Raw genomic sequence first — 17,063 nt, 5'->3', positions numbered from 1 at the left:
CCGGCCGCGCGGTTGCTCACTCGCAGGACCGCAGTCTGCGGCGCAGGTGGGCCCGCTCCGGCTCGGTGCCGGCCGTGGCGAGCGCCTCCCGGTAGGCCGCGGCGGCCTCGCGGCGGCGGCCCAGCCGCCGCAGCAGGTCGGCCCGGGCCAGCGCGTACGGGTGGTAGCCGCGCAGCCGCTGCTCCCCGGCCAGCTCGTCGAGCAGCGCGAGCCCCGCTTCGGGCCCGTCGCGCATGGCCACCGCCACCGCCCGGTTGAGCGCCACCACCGGGGACGGCGCGAGCGCGAGCAGCACGTCGTACAGCGCCACGATCTGCGGCCAGTCGGTGGCCGGCCAGCCGGGGGCCTCGTCGTGCAGTGCGGCGATGGCGGCCTGCACGCCGTACGGCCCTGGCGAGCCGCCGGTGAGTGCGGTGACCACCAGCGCCTGCCCCTCCTCGATCATCGGACGGTCCCACAGCGCGCGGTCCTGGTCGCCGAGCAGGACCAGCTCGCCGCCGGGGCCGATCCTGGCGGCGCGGCGGGCGTGGGTCAGCAGCATCAGCCCGAGCAGCCCGGCCACCTCACGCTCGCCGGGCAGCAGCCGGCGCAGGATCCTGGCCAGCCTGATGGCCTCCTCGGCCACGTCGACCCGGAGCAGGCCGGGGCCCGAGCTGGCCGCGTACCCCTCGGTGTAGATCGAGTAGATCACCTGGAGCACGCCCGGCAGCCGGTCGGGCAGCTCGTCCGCGCCCGGCACGCGGAACGGGATGCGCGCCTCGCGGATCTTCTTCTTGGCCCTGACGATCCGCTTGGCCATGGTGGCGGGCGGGAGCAGGAGGGCGCGCGCGACCTCGGGGGTGGTGAGGCCGGCCAGGCAGCGCAGGGTCAGCGCGATGCGGTCCTCGGCGGGCAGTGCGGGGTGGGCGCAGGTGAAGAAGAGCTGCAGCCGCTCGTCGGGCAGCTCTCCTCCCGTGTCGGCGGCGGTGTCTGCGGGTGGGGCGGGGGCGGCGCGGTCGGCCTCAACCTGGAGGACGGCGAGGCGGGCGGCGTACGCGCGGTCGCGCCGCAGCCGGTCGACGGCCTTGCGCCGGGCGGTGGTCAGCAGCCACGCGCCGGGCTTCGACGGGACCCCGCCGGCCGGCCAGTGCACCAGCGCCGCCTCGATCGCCTCAGAGGCGACCTCCTCGGCCAGGTCCAGGTCGCCGAAGCGGCGGACCAGGGCGGCGAGCAGCCGCCCACGCTCCTCGCGAAAGACCGCCTCGACGGAGCTCCCCGCCGCCTCCACCGGGCCCATCGAGCCCTCGTCCTCGCCCACAGCCGCCATCACCTCACGCCCTCGGCCGGATCGGGTCAGTCGAAGTCGGCGATCGGGCGGACCACGACCGAGCCGCCCCCGCGCGCGCCCGGACAGCGGGCCGCCCAGTCGAGCGCCACGTCGAGGTCGGGCACGTCGATCACGAAGTAGCCGCCGAGCACCTCCCGCGTCTCGGCGAACGGCCCGTCGGTGATGGCCCGCTCCCCCGCCGCGTTCACCCGGACGACGGTGGCGGTGGTGAGGTCGGCCAGCGAGTGGCCCGAGACGAAGACGCCCGACTCCTTGACGGTCTTGTCGTAGGTCACCCACTCCTCGAACGACGCCGCGTCGCAGTTGGGCTCGTCCGTGGTGGGGCTGTTGATGAGCAGCATGTACTTCATATCCGGCTCTCCTGTGTCGTCGTTCCCCGCGGCGCCGTCCGCCGCTTCCCTATGACGACGAACGGCGTCCGGGCGGAAGGACAGGTCCAGGGAAGAAGTTTCACACGTCGAGCCGGCACAGGCCTTCGGCCAGCGCTTTGGTGGTCAGGCGGGTGCGGCTGTCGCAGCCCAGCTTGGCGAAGATGTGCTCCAGGTGGGTGGTGACCGTGCGCACGCTGAGCACGAGCGCGGCCGCGATCTGCGGGTTGGAGTCGCCGGCCGCCACCCGGGTGAGCACGTCGAGCTCGCGGCCGGTCAGCTCGTACGGCAGCACGCACGGCCGCTCGGCCGCCACCGCGCCCTGCAGCGTGCCCTGGTAGCCGACGCCCGCCCGCAGCAGCCGCACCTCGTGCCAGCGGCCGCCGGCGCCGAGCCAGAGCCCGTGCCTGCTGAGCTCGCGCGAGTCGATGAACTCGCGCGCGCAGGCGGCCATCGCCGGGTCGTCGCGCAGCGCGGCCGGGATCTCGCGCCCGGGCACCTCGCGCCGCGTGCCGAGCCGGTCGAAGGCCACCGCGCGGAAGTCGGGCGGCAGCCCGACCGGGTCGATCACGCACCGGTTGAGGTCGGTGAGGTGCGCCAGCATGGGGCTGACCGCGCTCACCAGGGCTCCGGTGCGCCGGGGGAAGGCGTCTCTGGTCGCCAGGTGCAGCAGCCCCGTGTAGCGGCCCTCGTCGAGGAAGAGCGGCGCGGTCAGCCCGGCCCGCCAGCCGTAGGGGGCCAGGTGGCGGCGGAAGTAGCGCTCGGTGCCGGGCTCGGGCATGCCGACCGGCGCGCGGGTGGTCATGGCCCTGCGGTACGCCTCAAGGCCGGCGTATTCCTCGGCCGCGTCGTGGTCGATGCGCGGATGGCCGTCGGAGACGACGCTGTGGTGGCGCCCGGTGGCGGGGTCGTAGGCGACGAACTCGTAGGCGTCGAGCGGGACCACGCGGCGCAGCGCCGCCATCGCCCCGTGGGCGCCGCCGCCGCCCGCGACCTGGTAGCCGACCTCGGCGAACGCCTGCACCTGGCGCGCGTCCACGGTGATCACGCCGTCGCCGCCCACGCCACGGTCCGCGCTACCACGATCCACGCCGGCGCGGCCCGTGCCGCTGTGGCCATCGCCGCTCCGGCCCATGCAGCTCTTTATATCATTTGCCGATTTCCGCCCGTGGCTTTGCCGAATCCCGGCCGGGGACGGCCCGCGGGGCCGGGTGCTATGGTCGTACGCATGCAGCGCGCTCTCGTCACGACGACGCCGGACACCGTCCCGGCGCGCTGATCGCATGCTTCCCGGGCGGACGCCCGGGAGCCTGGTCGTTCGCCCTTTCCCCGGAAAGGATGATCATGAACGACCATCGCAGGCTCGGCCGCGAGCTGGGCATCTTCGACACCGACCCGCTGATCGGCTCCGGCCTGCCCTACTGGCTGCCCGCCGGCGCCGCGGTGCGCAAGGCGATCGAGGACTACGTCTACGAGCTGGAACGCCGCAACGGCTACCAGCACGTCAACTCGCCGGTGCTGGGCAAACGCGAGCTCTACGAGCGATCGGGCCACTGGGCCCACTACGCCGAGGACATGTGGCCGCCCATGAGGGTGGGCGGGGAGGAGTTCGTGCTGCGGCCGAGCCTGTGCCCGCACCACGCGCTGATCTGCCGCTCGCGCCCGCGCAGCCGTCGTGACCTGCCGCTGCGGATCGCCGAGCTGGGCGGCATGTACCGCTCCGAGCTGTCCGGGGTGCTCGGCGGGCTCAGCAGGGTGCGGGCCATCCAGCTCAACGACGGCCACGTCTTCTGCGCGCCCGAGCAGGCCGCGCAGGAGGTGTCGGCGGCGCTCGACCTGATCGAGGCCGCGCACGCGCGGCTCGGCATCAGGGCCGCCCGCTACCGGCTGTCGCTGCGCGGCGAGGGCGCCAAGTTCGTGGACGACCCCGCCATGTGGGCGCGCTCGGAGTCGCTGCTGCGCGACGTGCTGGAGGAACGCGGGCGCGCGTACGACGAGGAACGCGGCGAGGGCGCCTTCTACGGCCCGAAGATCGACATCCAGATCGAGGATCCGGCCGGCCGCGAGTCCACCCTGTCCACCGTCCAGGTGGACTACTTCCAGCCGGAGCGCTTCGACCTGCGTTACGCGGGCGGCGGGCGGCCCGTCATGGTGCACCGCAGCGTCGTCGGCGGCATCGAGCGGCTGGTCGCGCACCTGGTCGAGGCGCACGGCGGCGCGTTCCCCGCCTGGATGGCGCCCGTGCAGGCCGTGGTGCTGCCGCTGTCGGACGCCGAGCTGCCGGCCGCGCGTGAGGTGCTGCGCCGCTGCGTGGCCTCGGGGCTGCGGGCGGAGCTGGCGCCGGCCGACCGGGGCAGCCTGGGGGCCAGGATCAGGGCGCACCGGCTGGTGCCGTACCAGCTCGTGGTGGGGCCGCGTGAGGCGGCGAGCGGGGGCGCGGCGGTGCGGATGCGTGACGGCAGCCAGGCCGGCGAGGTGCCGGTCGAGCAGCTCGCCGCAAGATCGCGGCCGTTCGGCTGATCAATGGAGATCAATCTAATAACGGAGGGTTCCCGAAGCGTGTAACCGGCTCGTACAGTCCCTGCAACGCCGTGTCGGGGAGGAAGACTTGACCGAGCTGAGCGACCGTGAGGCCGAGTTGCTCTCGGCACACGAGCAGGAGCGTCCGGCCCGGCAGCTGGGCGGGCCGCTCCGGCTCGGTGTCTGGGTCGTGGGCGGCCTGCTGTCGGTCTATTCGCTGCTGGTGGTGTTCCGCCCGGTGGAGGCGATCGAGCACCGGATGACGTTCCTGGCGGTGGCGCTGCCGCTGGTCTTCCTCTGCTACCGCTCGGGGCTGGCCGCGCGGATGCGGCGGCTGCTGCGGCGTCCCGCGCCCGCCCCCCGCGAGGGCGGGACGGAGTGGCCGACCGTGGCCGACTGGTTGCTGGCGGCGGCGTCGCTGGCCGTGCTGGTCTATCCGCTGGCCGACATGGACGGCTTCCGCGACCGCGGCTCGGGCGCGGCGATGACCGACCTGGACATCCTTGCGGGCGTGGCGCTGACGGTGCTGCTGCTGGAGGCGGTACGCAGGACCGTCGGCGCCATCTTCTCCGTCATCTGCGTGCTGTTCCTGCTCTACACCTACTACATCGCGGCGCTGCCGATCGACTGGATCGTCTCGCAGCTCTACACCGGCACCGAGGGCTTCTTCGGGGTGCCGATGCAGGTCGCCGCCAGCTACATCATCCTGTTCACCATCTACGGCGCGGTGCTCGACCACTCGGGCGCGAGCGCGTTCTTCATCGACCTGAGCTTCGCCGCCTTCCGCAGATCACGGGCCGCCCCCGGCCGCACGGTCACCACGGCCGGATTCCTGCTCGGCACCGTCTCGGGCTCGGGCGTGGCCACCACGGTCAGCCTGGGCAGCGTGGCCTGGCCCGTGCTGCGGCGGGCCGGCTATCCGAAGGAGGCGGCCGGCGGGATCCTCGCGGCCGGGGGCATCGGCGCCATCCTGTCGCCGCCCACGCTGGGCGCGGCGGCGTTCATCATCGCCGAATATCTCGGCACGGGCTATCTCCAGGTCCTGCTGTACGCGACGATCCCCACGATCCTGTACTACCTGGGCATCTTCCTGGCCATCGAGATCGACTCGCGCCGCTTCGGCACCCACACCGTGGACGTGGACGCGCCCAGGATCGGGCGGCTGCTGCTGCGCTTCGGCTACCACTTCAGCTCGCTCATCCTCATCGTCGTGCTGATGGCGCTGGACCGCTCGGCGTTCCAGTCGGTGGTGATCGCCACGGCGGCCGCGTTCCTGCTGTCGTTCCTCGACCCGAAGCACCGGATGGGCCCCAAGCGGATCGGTCAGGCGCTGGCCAGGGGCACGCTGGAGGTGCTGCCCGTGACCGCGGTCTGCGCCGCGGCCGGCATCATCGTCGGGGCGATCACGCTGACCGGCCTCGGCCAGGACCTCGCCGACATCATCATCGGCATCGGCGCGGGCAACCTGGTGCTCACCACGGTCATGGCGGCGCTGGCGGTGCTGCTGCTCGGCCTGGCCGTGCCGGTGACGGCCAGCTTCATCATCACGGCGGTCATCATCGCGCCGGCGCTCTTCGAACTCGGCGTGGAGCGGCCCGAGGCGTACATGTTCATCTTCTACTACGCGGTGCTGTCGGAGGTGAGCCCGCCGACCGCCCTGTCGGCCGTCGCGGCGGCGGCGATCACCGGCGGGAACACGTACAAGACCATGATGATGACCTGGCGCTACACGCTGCCGGCCTTCCTGGTGCCGTTCGCCTTCGTGCTGACGCCGAACGGGCAGGCGCTGCTCGGGCAGGGGCCGATCGGGACCGTGCTGCTGATGACCGCCGTCTCCGCGGTCGCGGTCGCCGCCCTGGCCGTGGCCACGGGCGGGATGGCCGCCTGGCCGGAACGCCTGCTGGCGGCGGTGGCCGCCGTGCTCCTGCTCTTTCTCGAACCTGTTCCGATCGTCGCCGGTCTGGCCGTCCTCGGGGTGGCCGCCGTCGTGCATCTCGTCAGAAGAAGGAGAAGGGACCCAGCGTGAAGCGGATACTCACGATAGTCGCCACCGCACTCCTGTTGGCGGCGGCGGGTTGCGGAGGCGGTGGCGTGCGAGGGGGCTCGGGCAACCGGATCTTCATCGCCACCGGCGGCACGACCGGCGTCTACTACGTGTACGGCGGCGGCCTGGCCAAGCAGCTGTCGGCGAACATCCCCGGCACTCAAGCCACCGCGTCGGTCACCTCGGCCTCGGTCGAGAACATCAAGCTCCTGGTCTCCGGCAAGGCCCAGCTCGGCTTCTCCCAGGCCGACACCGCCGCCGACGCCGTCAACGGCAAGGACACCTTCACCGGCAAGCAGCCGATCAAGGCCCTGGCCCGCATCTACGACAACTACACCCACCTGGTGGTCGCCCCCGGCGTCGCCGCGAACAGGGTCGCCGACCTGAAGGGCAAGCGCGTCTCGCTCGGGCCGGCCAACTCCGGCTCCCAGGTGATCGCGCGGCGCGTGCTGGAGGCGGCCGGGATCGATCCCGACGCCGACGTCACCAAGCAGCAGCTGTCGATCAACGAGTCGGTGCAGGCCGCCAAGGACGGCACCATCGACGCCTTCTTCTGGGTCGGCGGCCTGCCCACGGCGGGCATCACCGACCTGGCCGCGAGCAAGCCGGACATCAAGATCCTCGACACCACCGACGTGCTGCAGAAGATGCAGGCCACCTACGGCCAGCAGTACGTGCCGCTCGACGTGGACCTGACGCTCTACAAGCTGACCGGCGCGGTCAAGACCGTCGGCATCGCGAACGTGCTGCTGGTGCCCGACTCGATGGACGAGCAGCTCGCGTACGACATCACCAAGACGCTGTTCGAGAAGAAGGCGGAGCTGTCGGCCGTGCACCCGGAGGCCAAGAAGCTGGACCCGGCGCTGGGCCAGCAGGTGGCCCCGGTCGAGCTGCACCCCGGCGCGGCGCGTTACTACAAGGAGAAGGCCTGACCCGGCTGCTCGTGGCGCTGGCCGTCGTGGCGGCGCTCGACTCCGGCGGCGGCGCCGGCCACCTGACCGTGAACGGCCTGCCGGTCGTCGGGGGCCGCTTCGCGATCGGGTACGTGCATTCGATCTACCGGGCGCCCTCCGCGGAGGTGTTCACCGTGGAGGGCCGCCGGTTCACCATGCGGGAGGTGCTCTCGCGCAACGAGGGCGTGCTCGACTACTACGCGGTGGAGGGCGAGCGCGTCCGCGGCCCCGGGGGTCTGTGGAAGCTGGTGCTGGCCGAGCCGGTCGCGTACGAGTCGCTGTCGCTGCTCACGACCTCGATCGGGCGCAGGACCGTGATCTCCGGCGGGCGCTGCCTGCCCCTCTTCCCCGCCGAGGGCGAGGTGCGCCTGGCGGTGCGGCTCACGCCCGGCACGCGGGGCGAGCCCTGCCGCCCGCCCTACAGCCAGTCCTTCTTCTTGAACACCGAGTAGAGCGCCACCGACGTCACCGCCACCAGGACCGTGGACACCCAGAAGCCCCAGGACGTCCCCGAGCCGGGATACGGGACGTTCTGCCCGTAGAAGCCGGTGATCATGGTGGGCACCGCGATGATCGCGGCCCAGCCCGTGAGCCGCTTCATGATCTCGTTGAGCCGGAAGCCCTGCTGGGCCAGTCGGGTATCGGCGGCGTTCGCGAGCATGTCGCGGACCGCCTCCACCCACTCGGTCGCGCGCAGGACGTGGTCGAGGACGTCCTGGTAGTAGGGCATCATCTGGGGATCGGCGAGCAGGTCCTGGTCGCGGCGCATCAGGGTGGCGATCACCTCCCGCATCGGCAGCACGATCTTGCGCAGCCTGGTGGTGTTCTTGCGCAGGACGAACAGGGAGCGTTGCAGCTCCCTGGCGTCGTGCACCTGCCCTTCGAACAGGTCGTCCTCCAGCGCCTCCGCCTGAGCGTCGAGGTCCTGCACCAGCTCGAACTGGCTGTCCACGACGTAGTCGAGCAGGCCGTGCAGCAGGAACGTGACGCCGTGGCGGGTCATGCGGGAGTTGGCGTCCCAGCGCCTGATCACCTCGTCGATGGGGAAGTGCTCGCTCTCCCTGACGGTGACCAGGGCGTTGCCGGTGACGAAGATGTCGACCTCGACGGGGTGCAGCCTGCCCTCTTCGAGGTGCAGCCCGTAGACGGTGATGAACAGGTGGTTGTCGTAGACGTCCACCTTCGGCCGCTGGTGGTCGGAGAAGACGTCCTCGACGGCCAGCTCGTGCAGCCCCAGCTCCTCGCTGATCAGCGCGAGGTCGGCCGGCGAGGGCGCGCACAGGTCGAACCAGACCGTGTTGCCCTGGCTCGGCACATGGTCGGAGACCTCCTCGATGGGAAAACCCTCCTTCTCGAGGACGCCGTTCCGGTAGAGACGCGTGTGCAGCACTAGAGGAGTGTGGCAAATCGTCTCGCGTTACGCACGGCGGCCCCTCCCGGATCGTTGTTGAAGTAGACGTAGGCGTCCGGCCAGCCGGCCTCGCGGATCCGGCCCGCCCAGGTCCGCAGGGCGCGCTCGCCGTACTCGAAGCCCGCGCGGCCCTCGTGCAGGCGTACGTAGCCCCAGCCGGTGGTGCGCCAGAGCGGGCCGGTGGGGCGGCCGCGGCGGTCGGCCCAGCACAGCGCGGCCGAGCGGGCGGTCAGGATCGCGCGCACCTCCTCGCTCCACCACGACGGGTGGCGCGGCTCGACGGCCACCCTGACGTGGCCGGGGAAGCAGGCCAGGCACCGGTCGAGCCGGTCAGGGTCGGCCTTCAGCGTCGGCGGCAGTTGCAGCAGGATCGGGCCGAGCTTGTCCTTCAGCTCCGAGGCGGCGCCCATCAGGCGGGCGACCGGCTCCTCGGGGTCGGCCAGCCGCTTGATGTGGGTGAGGAACCTGCTCGCCTTGACCGCCATCACGAAGCCGGGCGGCGTGCGGTCGCGCCAGGAGGCGAACGACTCGGGGCTCGGCAGCCGGTAGAAGGCGTTGTTGCTCTCGACGGTGGGGAACTCCGCCGCGTACGTCTCCAGCCAGAGCCGCTGCGGCACGCCCGGCGGATACAGGGGCCCGCGCCAGTCTTTGTACTGCCATCCGGAAGTGCCCACCAGCCAGGTCATGCCGTTGGCCCTACCCCGGAGGCCCGGGTGCAGTACTGTCCTGAGTCGTCTGCTGAGGAGGACCTTTCACGCGATGGGCGCCAATCACGTCCACGGCACCGCCGTACCCCGTTCGCGCCGCACGGTGATGGCCGGTCTGGCCGTCCTGGTGCCGCTGGCGATCATCACGCTGACCGCGCTGCTGTGGCTGTGGCCCGACGGCGCCGGCAAGGGCGCCGCGCCCGCCGAGGGCGGCGTCGAGCGGCTCACCGGCACCGTGGTCGGGGTCACGCTCGGCCGCTGCCCAGCCCCTTCCGAGGGACTGCCCGCGCCCGACCCCGCCACGTGCGGCCAGGCCGTCGTCAAGGTCGGGGACGGCCCCGACGCGGGCAAGGACGTCGAGCTGCGGCTGCCGGGCGGGCCGGGCGCGCAGCGCTTCACCGTGGATGACGACGTGATCCTGCTGCGCGGGCCCGACGGGGCCTACCAGATCTCCGACCACGACCGGGCGCTGCCGCTGTGGCTGTTCGGGGCCGCGTTCGCGCTGGCGGTGATCGCGTTCGGGCGCTGGCGCGGGGTGACGGCGCTGGTGGGGCTGGGGGTGACGTTCGTGCTGCTGCTGACGTTCGTCATCCCCGGGATCCTGGAGGGGCGGCCGCCCATGCTGGTGGCCATCGTGGGGGCGGCGGCGATCATGCTGGCGGTCCTCTATCTGACCCACGGGTTCTCGCTGTCCACGTCCGTGGCGGTGCTGGGCACGCTGGCCAGCCTGGCGCTCACCGGGCTGCTGTCGTACGGCGCGCTGGGGTTCGCCCGGCTCAACGGGATCACCGACGACAGCGCGCTCGCCCTGGACATGAGCCTGTCGCTCGACACGCAGGGGCTGCTGCTGGCCAGCATCATCATCGGCGCGCTCGGCGTGCTCGACGACGTCACGGTCACGCAGGCGGTGACGGTGGCCGAGCTCGCCCGCGCCAACCCGTCCTACGGCTTCGCCCGCCTCTACCGGGCGGCCGGCCGCATCGGGCGCGCGCACATCGCCTCGGTGATCAACACGATCATCCTGGCGTACGCGGGGGCGTCGCTGCCGCTGCTGCTGCTGTTCAGCATCGGGCGGCAGCCGCTGGGCGAGGTGATGACGACGCCGGTCATCGCGCAGGAGATCGTCCGCAGCATCGTCGGCACGCTCGGCCTCATCGCGGCCGTCCCCATCACCACGGCCCTGGCCGCCCTGACGGCCTCCCGCCACCGCGACCTTCCCGAGTCCACGTCCCACGAGTCTCAGGAACCTCAGGAGCCCCCCAAGGAACGGGTCGGCTCGCATCGGCGGGCGCGGAAGGACGAGGGCTTCTTCGCACCGCAGCCGGACGACACCGACTTCTTCACGCCCCGCCGGCGTCAGTAGGCTTCGGCGCTGCCGTCCACGCGCAGCTTGCGCCGGGCGCGTTCGTAGAAGGTGGTGCCCACCCGGACCACGTTGGCCGCGCCCGGCCAGGCGGTGACCGTCAGGCTGTCGCCGGGGCACAGATGCCCCATGACGGCCCCGTCGACCTCCACCGCCAGCCGCCCGCTGCTCGGCAGCACCTGCAGCGTCACCTCCTCGTCTGCGGGCAGCACCAGGGCCCGGTTGAAGGAGGAGTGGGCGGCGGCGGCCACGACGAGGATCGCCTCGACCCTGGGCGAGACGATCGGCCCTCCGGCGGAGAAGCTGTAGGCGGTCGAGCCGGTGGAGGTGGCCACGATGACGGCGTCGGCGGCGTAGCGGACGAAGGGGCTGCCCGACGGGGTGACGGACACGCCGGCCAGCCCGTCGCCGGGGGTCCTGACGAGGGCGATGTCGTTGAAGGCCGTCACGCTCGCGCCCGCCACGATGCAGCGGATGGCCATGCGCGGCTCGATGCTGTATTCGTGCGCGTCGATCGCCGACAACGTCTCGGACAGCTCGTCCACGTCGATCTCGGCCAGGAACCCGAGCCGCCCGAGGTTGACGCCGAGGATGGGGGTCGGCCGCCCGGCCAGCAGCCGCATGGTGCGCAGCATCGTGCCGTCGCCGCCCAGCCCCACCAGCAGGTCGGCCCGCTCCACCATGCTGGCGGCGTCGACCGGCACGGCGGTGCAGTCGATGCGGCCCACCTCCTCGGGCAGGCCGAGCACGGTGGCGCCCTTGCCGGCGGCCCACCGCAGGATCGTGTCGATCGCCTGCTTGGAGTCGCGGCGGGGATGCAGCACCAGCCCGACCGTCCCGATCATGCCCATGCGCCCACCTTACGACGGCCGGGGACGCCGGCCCGCCAGCGGCCCGGCGTCCCCTCGCGTGATCTCCGCTAACGTCGGATCCATGCGGCTTCACGTGGGATGCGCGATGTGGACACACGCGCGCTGGCGCGGACGTTTCCTGCCCGGCCACCTCGACCAGGGCGACCGCCTGCGGGCCTACGCGAGCTGGTGCGACGCGGTGGAGGGCAACACCACGTTCTACGCGACCCCGTCACGGGCGACGGTGGAGTCCTGGGCGGCCCAGACCGACCCCGGCTTCCGGTTCGTGATCAAGCTGCCGAAGCCGATCACCCACGAACGCCGCCTCAGGGGCGCCGAGGCGGAGGTGGCCGCGTTCCTGGACGTCATGGAGCCGCTGGGCCCGCGCGTGCACGCGTTCTGGATCCAGCTCCCCGGCTCCTTCTCCCCTGCCGACGTGGGCGCCCTGGCCGCGTTCCTGCGCGCGCTGCCCGGCGGGCACCGCTACGCCGTCGAGGTGCGTCACCGCGCCTTCTTCGAGGACGAGCGCTCGGCGCGGCTGCTGGAGCGGGTGCTGGCGGCCGTCTCGGCCGAGTGGGTCCCGTTCGACACGACCGTGATGTTCGCCAGCCCGCCCACCAGCGACGCCGAGCGTGACGCCTGGACGAAGAAGCCGCGCGTGCCCCGGCGGACCCACGCGCTCACCGCGCACCCGATCGTCCGCTACCTCGGGCGCGACGACGAGGAGCGGACGGCCGAGGGCTGGCGGCCGTGGGTGGAGACGGTGGCGGAGTGGCTGCGCGAGGGGCGCTCGCCCACCGTGTTCGTGCACACGCCGGACAACGCGGAGGCGCCGCGGCTGGCCCGCCGTTTCCACGACGAGGTGCGCGCCCGCGTCCCCGCGCTGGCCCCGCTGCCCGAGCCGATGCCCCTGGAGAGCCCCGACGAGCCGCTGACCCTCTTCTGAGAAGAGGAGGGTCAGCGAACGAGGCAGGGGCGCTTCGGGTCGAACACCCAGCCCTCCACCAGATACCGCATGGCCACGGCGTCGTCGCGGGCGCCGAGGCCGTGGCGCAGGTAGAGCTCGTGCGCCCGCTCCAGCGCCTCCCGGTCCAGCTCGACGCCGAGCCCCGGCGTGGTGGGCACGTCGATCGCGCCGCCGGTGATCTGGAACGGCTTCGTCGTCAGCGCCTGGCCGTCCTGCCAGATCCAGTGCGTGTCCAGCGCCGTGATCTCGCCCGGAGCGGCGGCCCCGACGTGGGTGAACATCGCGAGTGAGATGTCGAAGTGGTTGTTGGAGTGCGAGCCCCACGTCAGCCCGAAGTCGTGGCAGAGCTGGGCCACCCGCACCGACCCCGCCATGGTCCAGAAGTGCGGGTCGGCGAGCGGGATGTCCACGGCGTCCGACCGGACGGCGTGGGCCAGCTCCCGCCAGTCGGTGGCGATCATGTTGGTCGCCGTCGGCAGCCCGGTGGCCCGCTTGAACTCGGCCATGGTCTCCCGGCCCGAGAAACGGCCCTCCGCCCCACATGGGTCTTCGGCGTAGGCCAGGACGCCGCCGAGCCCCCGGCAGAGCCGGACGGCGTCGGCCAGCGGCCAGCCGCCGTTGGGGTCGAGGGTGACGCGGGCGTCGGGGAAGCGGCGGGCCAGCGCCGTGACCGCCTCGATCTCCTGCTCACCGGCCAGCACGCCGCCCTTGAGCTTGAAGTCGGTGAAGCCGTAGCGCTCCTGGGCGGCCTCGGCCAGCGCGACCACCGCGTCGGGGGTGAGCGCCTCGCGGCGGCGCAGCTCGGACCAGCGGTCGCCGGCGCCGTCGTCCACGAGGTAGGGCAGATCGGTCTTTCCCGGGTCACCGACGTAGAACAGGTAGCCCAGCATCGGCACCCGGTCGCGCTGCCGGCCCTCGCCGAGCAGGTCGGCCACGGGCAGGCCGAGGAACTGGCCGTGCAGGTCGAGCAGGCAGGACTCCAGGCCGGTGACGGCGTGGACGGTGGTGCGCAGGTCGAAGGTCTGCTGGCCGCGCCCGCCCGCGTCGCGGCCGGCGAACCGCTCGGCGACCGAGCGCAGCAGCGTGCGGTACCGGGCCACCGGCCGGCCGGTCAGCAGCGCGGCCGCCTCCTCGACCGTCCTGCGGATGGCCTCGCCGCCGGGTACCTCGCCCAGCCCGGTGCGGCCGTCGGAGTCGGTGACGATGACGACGTTGCGGGTGAAGAACGGCCCGTGCGCGCCGCTGAGGTTGAGCAGCATGCTGTCGTACCCGGCGACCGGGACGACCTCGACGCCGCTGATGGTGGGTGACATGCGCCCCGCCCCTAGCTGATCTTGTTGATGAGGGCGGTCAGCTCGGCGAGCTCGCCGTCCTTCAGGTCCTGCAGCGGCGGGCGCACCGGCCCCGCCGGGCGGCCGACGGCGGTCAGGCCCGCCTTGATGATCGACACAGCGTACCCCTTCATCCGGTCGCGGATGTCGAGGTAGGGGATGACGAACTCGCGGATGCGCCGGTAGACGGCCTCGCGGTCCTGGGCGCGGACGTCGGCGTAGAAGTCGAGCGCGTACTGCGGCACGAAGTTGAAGATCGCCGAGGAGTACGTGCTCATGCCGAGCTGCAGCAGCGGCAGGGCGAAGGTCTCGGCCGTGGGCAGGCCGCCGATGTAGGCCAGGCGGTCGCCGACGGCGGCGTAGATGCGGGTGAGGTTCTCGATGTTCCCGACGCCGTCCTTGAAGCCCACGAGCGTCTCGTTCCGCTCGGCCAGGGCGGCCACGGAGCGGTCGTTCAGCACGGCGTTGGCCCGGCTGTAGACGATCACGCCCAGGCCGGTGGCGGCGCAGACCGCGGAGACGTGCTCGACCAGGCCCTCCTGACCGGCCTCCGTGAGGTAAGGAGGCATCAGCAGCAAGCCGTCGGCCCCGGCGGCCTCGGCCGCCTTGGCCTGGGCCACGGCGTTCGCGGTGCCGCCGGTGGCGGGGGCCACGACCGGGAGCCTGCCGTTCACCTCGTCCACCGCCGCCCGGACCACGCGGTCGATCTCGGCGGCGGTCAGCGAGAAGCCCTCGCCGGTGCCGCCGGCGGCGAACAGGCCGGCCACCGGGTATCCGCTCAGCCAGGACAGGTGATCGCGGTAGGCGGCCTCGTCGAACTCCAGCTCGGCGGTGAAATGCGTGACGGGGAAGGAGAGCAGGCCGCTCTTGAGCCGCGTGGCGAGCTCTTGTGGGGAGTAACTGGGCATCGCGGGCGCTCCTCGCTTCACATGCGGCTGTGGGATCTCCCCGCACCGCCGGTAAGGTCTGACGCTCGCCAGGCTAAGGAGGTGGGACAATTCCTGTCCAAGTGCGATTCTGAATCCGGTGATACCGACAGGGCATCATGGTCCCAGGTCGGGCAGCAGTTCCAGCACACGGCCGAGCGCGGGGTTGGTCGAGGTGCGGTCCCAGATGACGTGCAGCTCCACGGGTTCGCCCGAGCCGCCGCCGTCGTCGAGGGGGTCGCCGCCGCCGCGGACGAGGTCGCAGAAGGAGACGCCGTCCACGCCGAGCGAGCGCGCGCTGGCCGGGGCCAGGGCGACGCCGCGGCCGGCCGCCACGAGCAGCACGGCGGTGAGGATCTGGTGCACCTGCTGCTCGATGCGCGGATGGGCGTTGGTGAGGAAACGGACGGTCAGCTCGTGGAAGTAACGCGACTGGATCGGGTTGTAGCTGACCACCGGCAGGCCGTCGAAGTCGTCGGGCGCGAGCGGCCGGCCCAGCTCGGCCAGCCGGTGCCCGGCGGGCACCACCGCGCACAGCGGCTCGCGGAAGACCACGCGGGAGTCGAGCGTGGCGATGTCGAACGGCGGGCGGGCCAGGCCCAGGTCGAGCTCGCCGCGCAGCAGGCCGTCCACCTGCCCGGCGGTCACCCGTTCGTGCAGGATGACGTCGATCTCGGGCAGCCGCTCCGACAGCCGCCGCAGCAGCGCGCCCAGCATGCTGATCGCCGAGACGGCGGTGAACCCGAGGCGTACGGTGCCCGCCGCGCCGCTGGCGATCCTGCGGGCCCGGTCGCCGGCCGTGTCGACGAGCGAGAGCATGCGCCGCGCGTCGTCCAGGAAGGCGCGGCCGGCGTCGGTGAGGACCACGCGCCGGTTGTCGCGCTCCAGCAGGGTCACGCCGACCGAGCGCTCCAGCTTCTGGATGTGGCGGCTGAGCGGGGGCTGGGTCATGCGCAGCCGGTCGGCCGCGCGGCCGAAGTGCAGCTCCTCGGCGACGGCCACGAAGGCCCGGATCTGATCCAGTGTTAGCATGATGCGCATAGAGTATCATTCGATACCAAATTGAGCCTGGACAGGCATCGAGGCACGTCCATAGTCTCCGGAGACTGACGAGCGGAAACCTTGCCGTAACCTTACGCAACCCCCTCACTCCGCTCCATAGCACACCACGGGCGGCATTCCGCCCGGGCAAAGGAGAAGTCCATGCCGACATCTCGGCCAGCCTCCCGCCGCATCCTCGTGAGCGTCGCCGGCGCTGCCGCCGCGATCGCGCTGACGGCGTGTGGCGGCGTCAAGACGACCTCCTCCGGTGGCGGCGACGGCGAATATCCGTCCGGCAACATCGAGTTCAGCGTCGGCGCCTCCGCCGGCGGCTCGACCGACCTCATCACCCGGGCGCTGGCCCAGGGCATGGCCAAGGAGCTCGGCGTCTCCGCGCCCGTGCTCAACAAGCCCGGCGCCAACGGCGCGCTCAACGCCAAGGAGCTGCAGTCGGCCAAGCCCGACGGCTACAAGATCGCCGTGCAGAACGCCTCGCTCTTCACGATCACGCCGCTCACGGTGTCGGCCGCCGAGGCCACGAAGATCGACTCGTTCGACGTCATCACCGGCATCTCGCGCGACGACTACGTCATGGCGACCAACGCCCAGTCCGGCTACAAGTCCATCGAGGACATGAAGAAGGCCGGCAAGACGATCCGCTACGGCACCACCGGCGTCGGCACCGGCGCGCAGCTCGCCTCGGCGCTGACGTTCAAGACCGCCGGCATCGAGGCCACGGCCGTGCCGTTCGACGGCGGCGCGCCCGCCCTGACCGCGCTGCTGGGCAACCAGGTCGACGTCTCCACCATGCAGATCGGCGAGGCCATCGAGAACGTCAAGGCGGGCAAGCTCGTCCCGCTCGCCGTCTTCTCGCAGGAGCGCATCCCCTTCCTGCCGGACGTGAAGACGGCCAAGGAGCAGGGCTTCGACGTCCTGGTGACGCAGTACCGCTTCCTGACCGCGCCCAAGGGCACGCCGGAGAACGTCAAGACCAAGCTGCTCGACGCCGCGAAGAAGGTGTTCGCCACGCCGGAGTACAAGAAGTTCAACGAGGAGAACTCGCTCACCCCGATGGAGGTCGCGCCGCAGGAGGTGCTCACCTCCCTGCAGAACGACTCCACCACGTACAAGGCGCAGCTGGACAAGTTCGGCATCAGCCTGGCCGGCTGAGCGCGGCCCCCGCTAAGGAGTGCGCATGTCCCCGCCCGACCCCACCGCCTCTCATCCGGACCCCGGCTCGGCCCCGCCCGGGCC

General features: G+C 72.1%; 16 protein-coding genes. 7 read left to right on the top strand and 9 right to left on the bottom strand.

Going from position 1 to position 17,063, the window contains the following annotated elements:
* Positions 1 to 16: 16 nt before the first annotated feature.
* From ABFX54_RS31885 to ABFX54_RS31875, 3 genes are all read right to left on the bottom strand, one after another.
* On the bottom strand, positions 17 to 1,306 hold the full coding sequence (locus tag ABFX54_RS31885; protein WP_346110280.1) for an RNA polymerase sigma factor: 1,290 nt from the start codon (positions 1,304 to 1,306) through the stop codon (positions 17 to 19).
* 26 nt (positions 1,307 to 1,332) lie between these two features.
* On the bottom strand, positions 1,333 to 1,677 hold the full coding sequence (locus ABFX54_RS31880) for a YciI family protein (protein WP_346110279.1): 345 nt from the start codon (positions 1,675 to 1,677) through the stop codon (positions 1,333 to 1,335).
* A gap of 100 nt (positions 1,678 to 1,777) precedes the next feature.
* Positions 1,778 to 2,758, bottom strand: a complete 981-nt coding sequence (locus tag ABFX54_RS31875) for a helix-turn-helix transcriptional regulator (RefSeq protein WP_346110278.1) — start codon at positions 2,756 to 2,758, stop codon at positions 1,778 to 1,780.
* 275 nt (positions 2,759 to 3,033) lie between these two features.
* On the opposite strand from ABFX54_RS31875, the gene thrS reads away from it, so the two are divergent.
* The 4 genes from thrS to ABFX54_RS31855 all read left to right on the top strand — a co-directional run bounded on the left by thrS (position 3,034) and on the right by ABFX54_RS31855 (position 7,664).
* Complete coding sequence (gene thrS, locus ABFX54_RS31870) at positions 3,034 to 4,215, top strand: threonine--tRNA ligase (RefSeq protein WP_346110277.1); 1,182 nt, start codon at positions 3,034 to 3,036, stop codon at positions 4,213 to 4,215.
* Between the two features lie 88 nt (positions 4,216 to 4,303).
* The gene (locus tag ABFX54_RS31865) at positions 4,304 to 6,241 is read left to right on the top strand and encodes a TRAP transporter permease (RefSeq protein ID WP_346110276.1); all 1,938 of its coding nucleotides are present in this window, start codon (positions 4,304 to 4,306) and stop codon (positions 6,239 to 6,241) included.
* Positions 6,238 to 7,191, top strand: a complete 954-nt coding sequence (locus ABFX54_RS31860; RefSeq protein ID WP_346110275.1) for a TAXI family TRAP transporter solute-binding subunit — start codon at positions 6,238 to 6,240, stop codon at positions 7,189 to 7,191. Before ABFX54_RS31865 ends, ABFX54_RS31860 begins: the two co-directional genes overlap by 4 nt.
* 11 nt (positions 7,192 to 7,202) lie before the next feature.
* The gene (locus ABFX54_RS31855) at positions 7,203 to 7,664 is read left to right on the top strand and encodes a DUF1850 domain-containing protein (RefSeq protein WP_346110274.1); all 462 of its coding nucleotides are present in this window, start codon (positions 7,203 to 7,205) and stop codon (positions 7,662 to 7,664) included.
* Here ABFX54_RS31855 and ABFX54_RS31850 read toward each other — a convergent pair.
* Positions 7,631 to 8,602 carry a magnesium transporter CorA family protein gene (locus tag ABFX54_RS31850; RefSeq protein ID WP_346110273.1) on the bottom strand — a complete coding sequence of 324 codons (972 nt, stop codon included), beginning with the start codon at positions 8,600 to 8,602 and terminating at the stop codon, positions 7,631 to 7,633. The genes ABFX54_RS31855 and ABFX54_RS31850 overlap by 34 nt on opposite strands.
* Positions 8,602 to 9,309 carry a DUF72 domain-containing protein gene (locus ABFX54_RS31845; RefSeq protein ID WP_346110272.1) on the bottom strand — a complete coding sequence of 236 codons (708 nt, stop codon included), beginning with the start codon at positions 9,307 to 9,309 and terminating at the stop codon, positions 8,602 to 8,604. Before ABFX54_RS31845 ends, ABFX54_RS31850 begins: the two co-directional genes overlap by 1 nt.
* Before the next feature lie 73 nt (positions 9,310 to 9,382).
* On the opposite strand from ABFX54_RS31845, the gene ABFX54_RS31840 reads away from it, so the two are divergent.
* Entirely contained in the window at positions 9,383 to 10,693 is a 1,311-nt protein-coding gene (locus ABFX54_RS31840; RefSeq protein WP_346110271.1) for a YibE/F family protein, read from the top strand.
* On the opposite strand, the gene ABFX54_RS31835 is transcribed toward ABFX54_RS31840, so the two are convergent.
* The gene (locus ABFX54_RS31835) at positions 10,687 to 11,544 is read right to left on the bottom strand and encodes an NAD(+)/NADH kinase (protein WP_346110270.1); all 858 of its coding nucleotides are present in this window, start codon (positions 11,542 to 11,544) and stop codon (positions 10,687 to 10,689) included. The two genes, ABFX54_RS31840 and ABFX54_RS31835, sit on opposite strands and share 7 nt — an antisense overlap.
* 82 nt (positions 11,545 to 11,626) lie before the next feature.
* Between ABFX54_RS31835 and ABFX54_RS31830 the strand changes: the two genes are divergently transcribed.
* On the top strand, positions 11,627 to 12,490 hold the full coding sequence (locus ABFX54_RS31830; protein ID WP_346110269.1) for a DUF72 domain-containing protein: 864 nt from the start codon (positions 11,627 to 11,629) through the stop codon (positions 12,488 to 12,490).
* Between the two features lie 11 nt (positions 12,491 to 12,501).
* On the opposite strand, the gene ABFX54_RS31825 is transcribed toward ABFX54_RS31830, so the two are convergent.
* The 3 genes from ABFX54_RS31825 to ABFX54_RS31815 all read right to left on the bottom strand — a co-directional run bounded on the left by ABFX54_RS31825 (position 12,502) and on the right by ABFX54_RS31815 (position 15,800).
* A complete protein-coding gene (locus ABFX54_RS31825) occupies positions 12,502 to 13,824 on the bottom strand; it encodes an enolase C-terminal domain-like protein (RefSeq protein ID WP_346110268.1) in 1,323 nt (440 codons plus the stop codon).
* 11 nt (positions 13,825 to 13,835) lie between these two features.
* Positions 13,836 to 14,750 (bottom strand): 5-dehydro-4-deoxyglucarate dehydratase, encoded by a 915-nt coding sequence (kdgD, locus tag ABFX54_RS31820; RefSeq protein WP_346110267.1) that lies wholly within the window; start codon positions 14,748 to 14,750, stop codon positions 13,836 to 13,838.
* Between the two features lie 135 nt (positions 14,751 to 14,885).
* Positions 14,886 to 15,800: a LysR substrate-binding domain-containing protein gene (locus ABFX54_RS31815; protein WP_346110266.1), complete on the bottom strand. Its 915-nt coding sequence runs from the start codon at positions 15,798 to 15,800 to the stop codon at positions 14,886 to 14,888.
* 171 nt (positions 15,801 to 15,971) lie between these two features.
* On the opposite strand from ABFX54_RS31815, the gene ABFX54_RS31810 reads away from it, so the two are divergent.
* Positions 15,972 to 16,979: a tripartite tricarboxylate transporter substrate binding protein gene (locus tag ABFX54_RS31810; RefSeq protein WP_346110265.1), complete on the top strand. Its 1,008-nt coding sequence runs from the start codon at positions 15,972 to 15,974 to the stop codon at positions 16,977 to 16,979.
* The last annotated feature ends 84 nt before the right edge of the window (positions 16,980 to 17,063 follow it).

The sequence above is a fragment of the Nonomuraea maheshkhaliensis genome (genome assembly GCF_039529435.1).
Taxonomy (GTDB): domain Bacteria; phylum Actinomycetota; class Actinomycetes; order Streptosporangiales; family Streptosporangiaceae; genus Nonomuraea; species Nonomuraea maheshkhaliensis.
This window is presented reverse-complemented; position numbering and strand designations above follow the sequence as displayed.

Coding starts and splice junctions, on each gene's coding strand:
- ABFX54_RS31830 (WP_346110269.1), top strand. CDS start 11,627: ATGCGGCTTCACGTGGGATGCGCGATGTGGACACACGCGCGCTGGCGC.
- ABFX54_RS31825 (WP_346110268.1), bottom strand. CDS start 13,824: ATGTCACCCACCATCAGCGGCGTCGAGGTCGTCCCGGTCGCCGGGTAC.
- kdgD (WP_346110267.1), bottom strand. CDS start 14,750: ATGCCCAGTTACTCCCCACAAGAGCTCGCCACGCGGCTCAAGAGCGGC.
- ABFX54_RS31840 (WP_346110271.1), top strand. CDS start 9,383: ATGGGCGCCAATCACGTCCACGGCACCGCCGTACCCCGTTCGCGCCGC.
- ABFX54_RS31815 (WP_346110266.1), bottom strand. CDS start 15,800: ATGCTAACACTGGATCAGATCCGGGCCTTCGTGGCCGTCGCCGAGGAG.
- ABFX54_RS31885 (WP_346110280.1), bottom strand. CDS start 1,306: ATGGCGGCTGTGGGCGAGGACGAGGGCTCGATGGGCCCGGTGGAGGCG.
- ABFX54_RS31810 (WP_346110265.1), top strand. CDS start 15,972: ATGCCGACATCTCGGCCAGCCTCCCGCCGCATCCTCGTGAGCGTCGCC.
- ABFX54_RS31845 (WP_346110272.1), bottom strand. CDS start 9,309: ATGACCTGGCTGGTGGGCACTTCCGGATGGCAGTACAAAGACTGGCGC.
- ABFX54_RS31880 (WP_346110279.1), bottom strand. CDS start 1,677: ATGAAGTACATGCTGCTCATCAACAGCCCCACCACGGACGAGCCCAAC.
- ABFX54_RS31835 (WP_346110270.1), bottom strand. CDS start 11,544: ATGGGCATGATCGGGACGGTCGGGCTGGTGCTGCATCCCCGCCGCGAC.
- thrS (WP_346110277.1), top strand. CDS start 3,034: ATGATCATGAACGACCATCGCAGGCTCGGCCGCGAGCTGGGCATCTTC.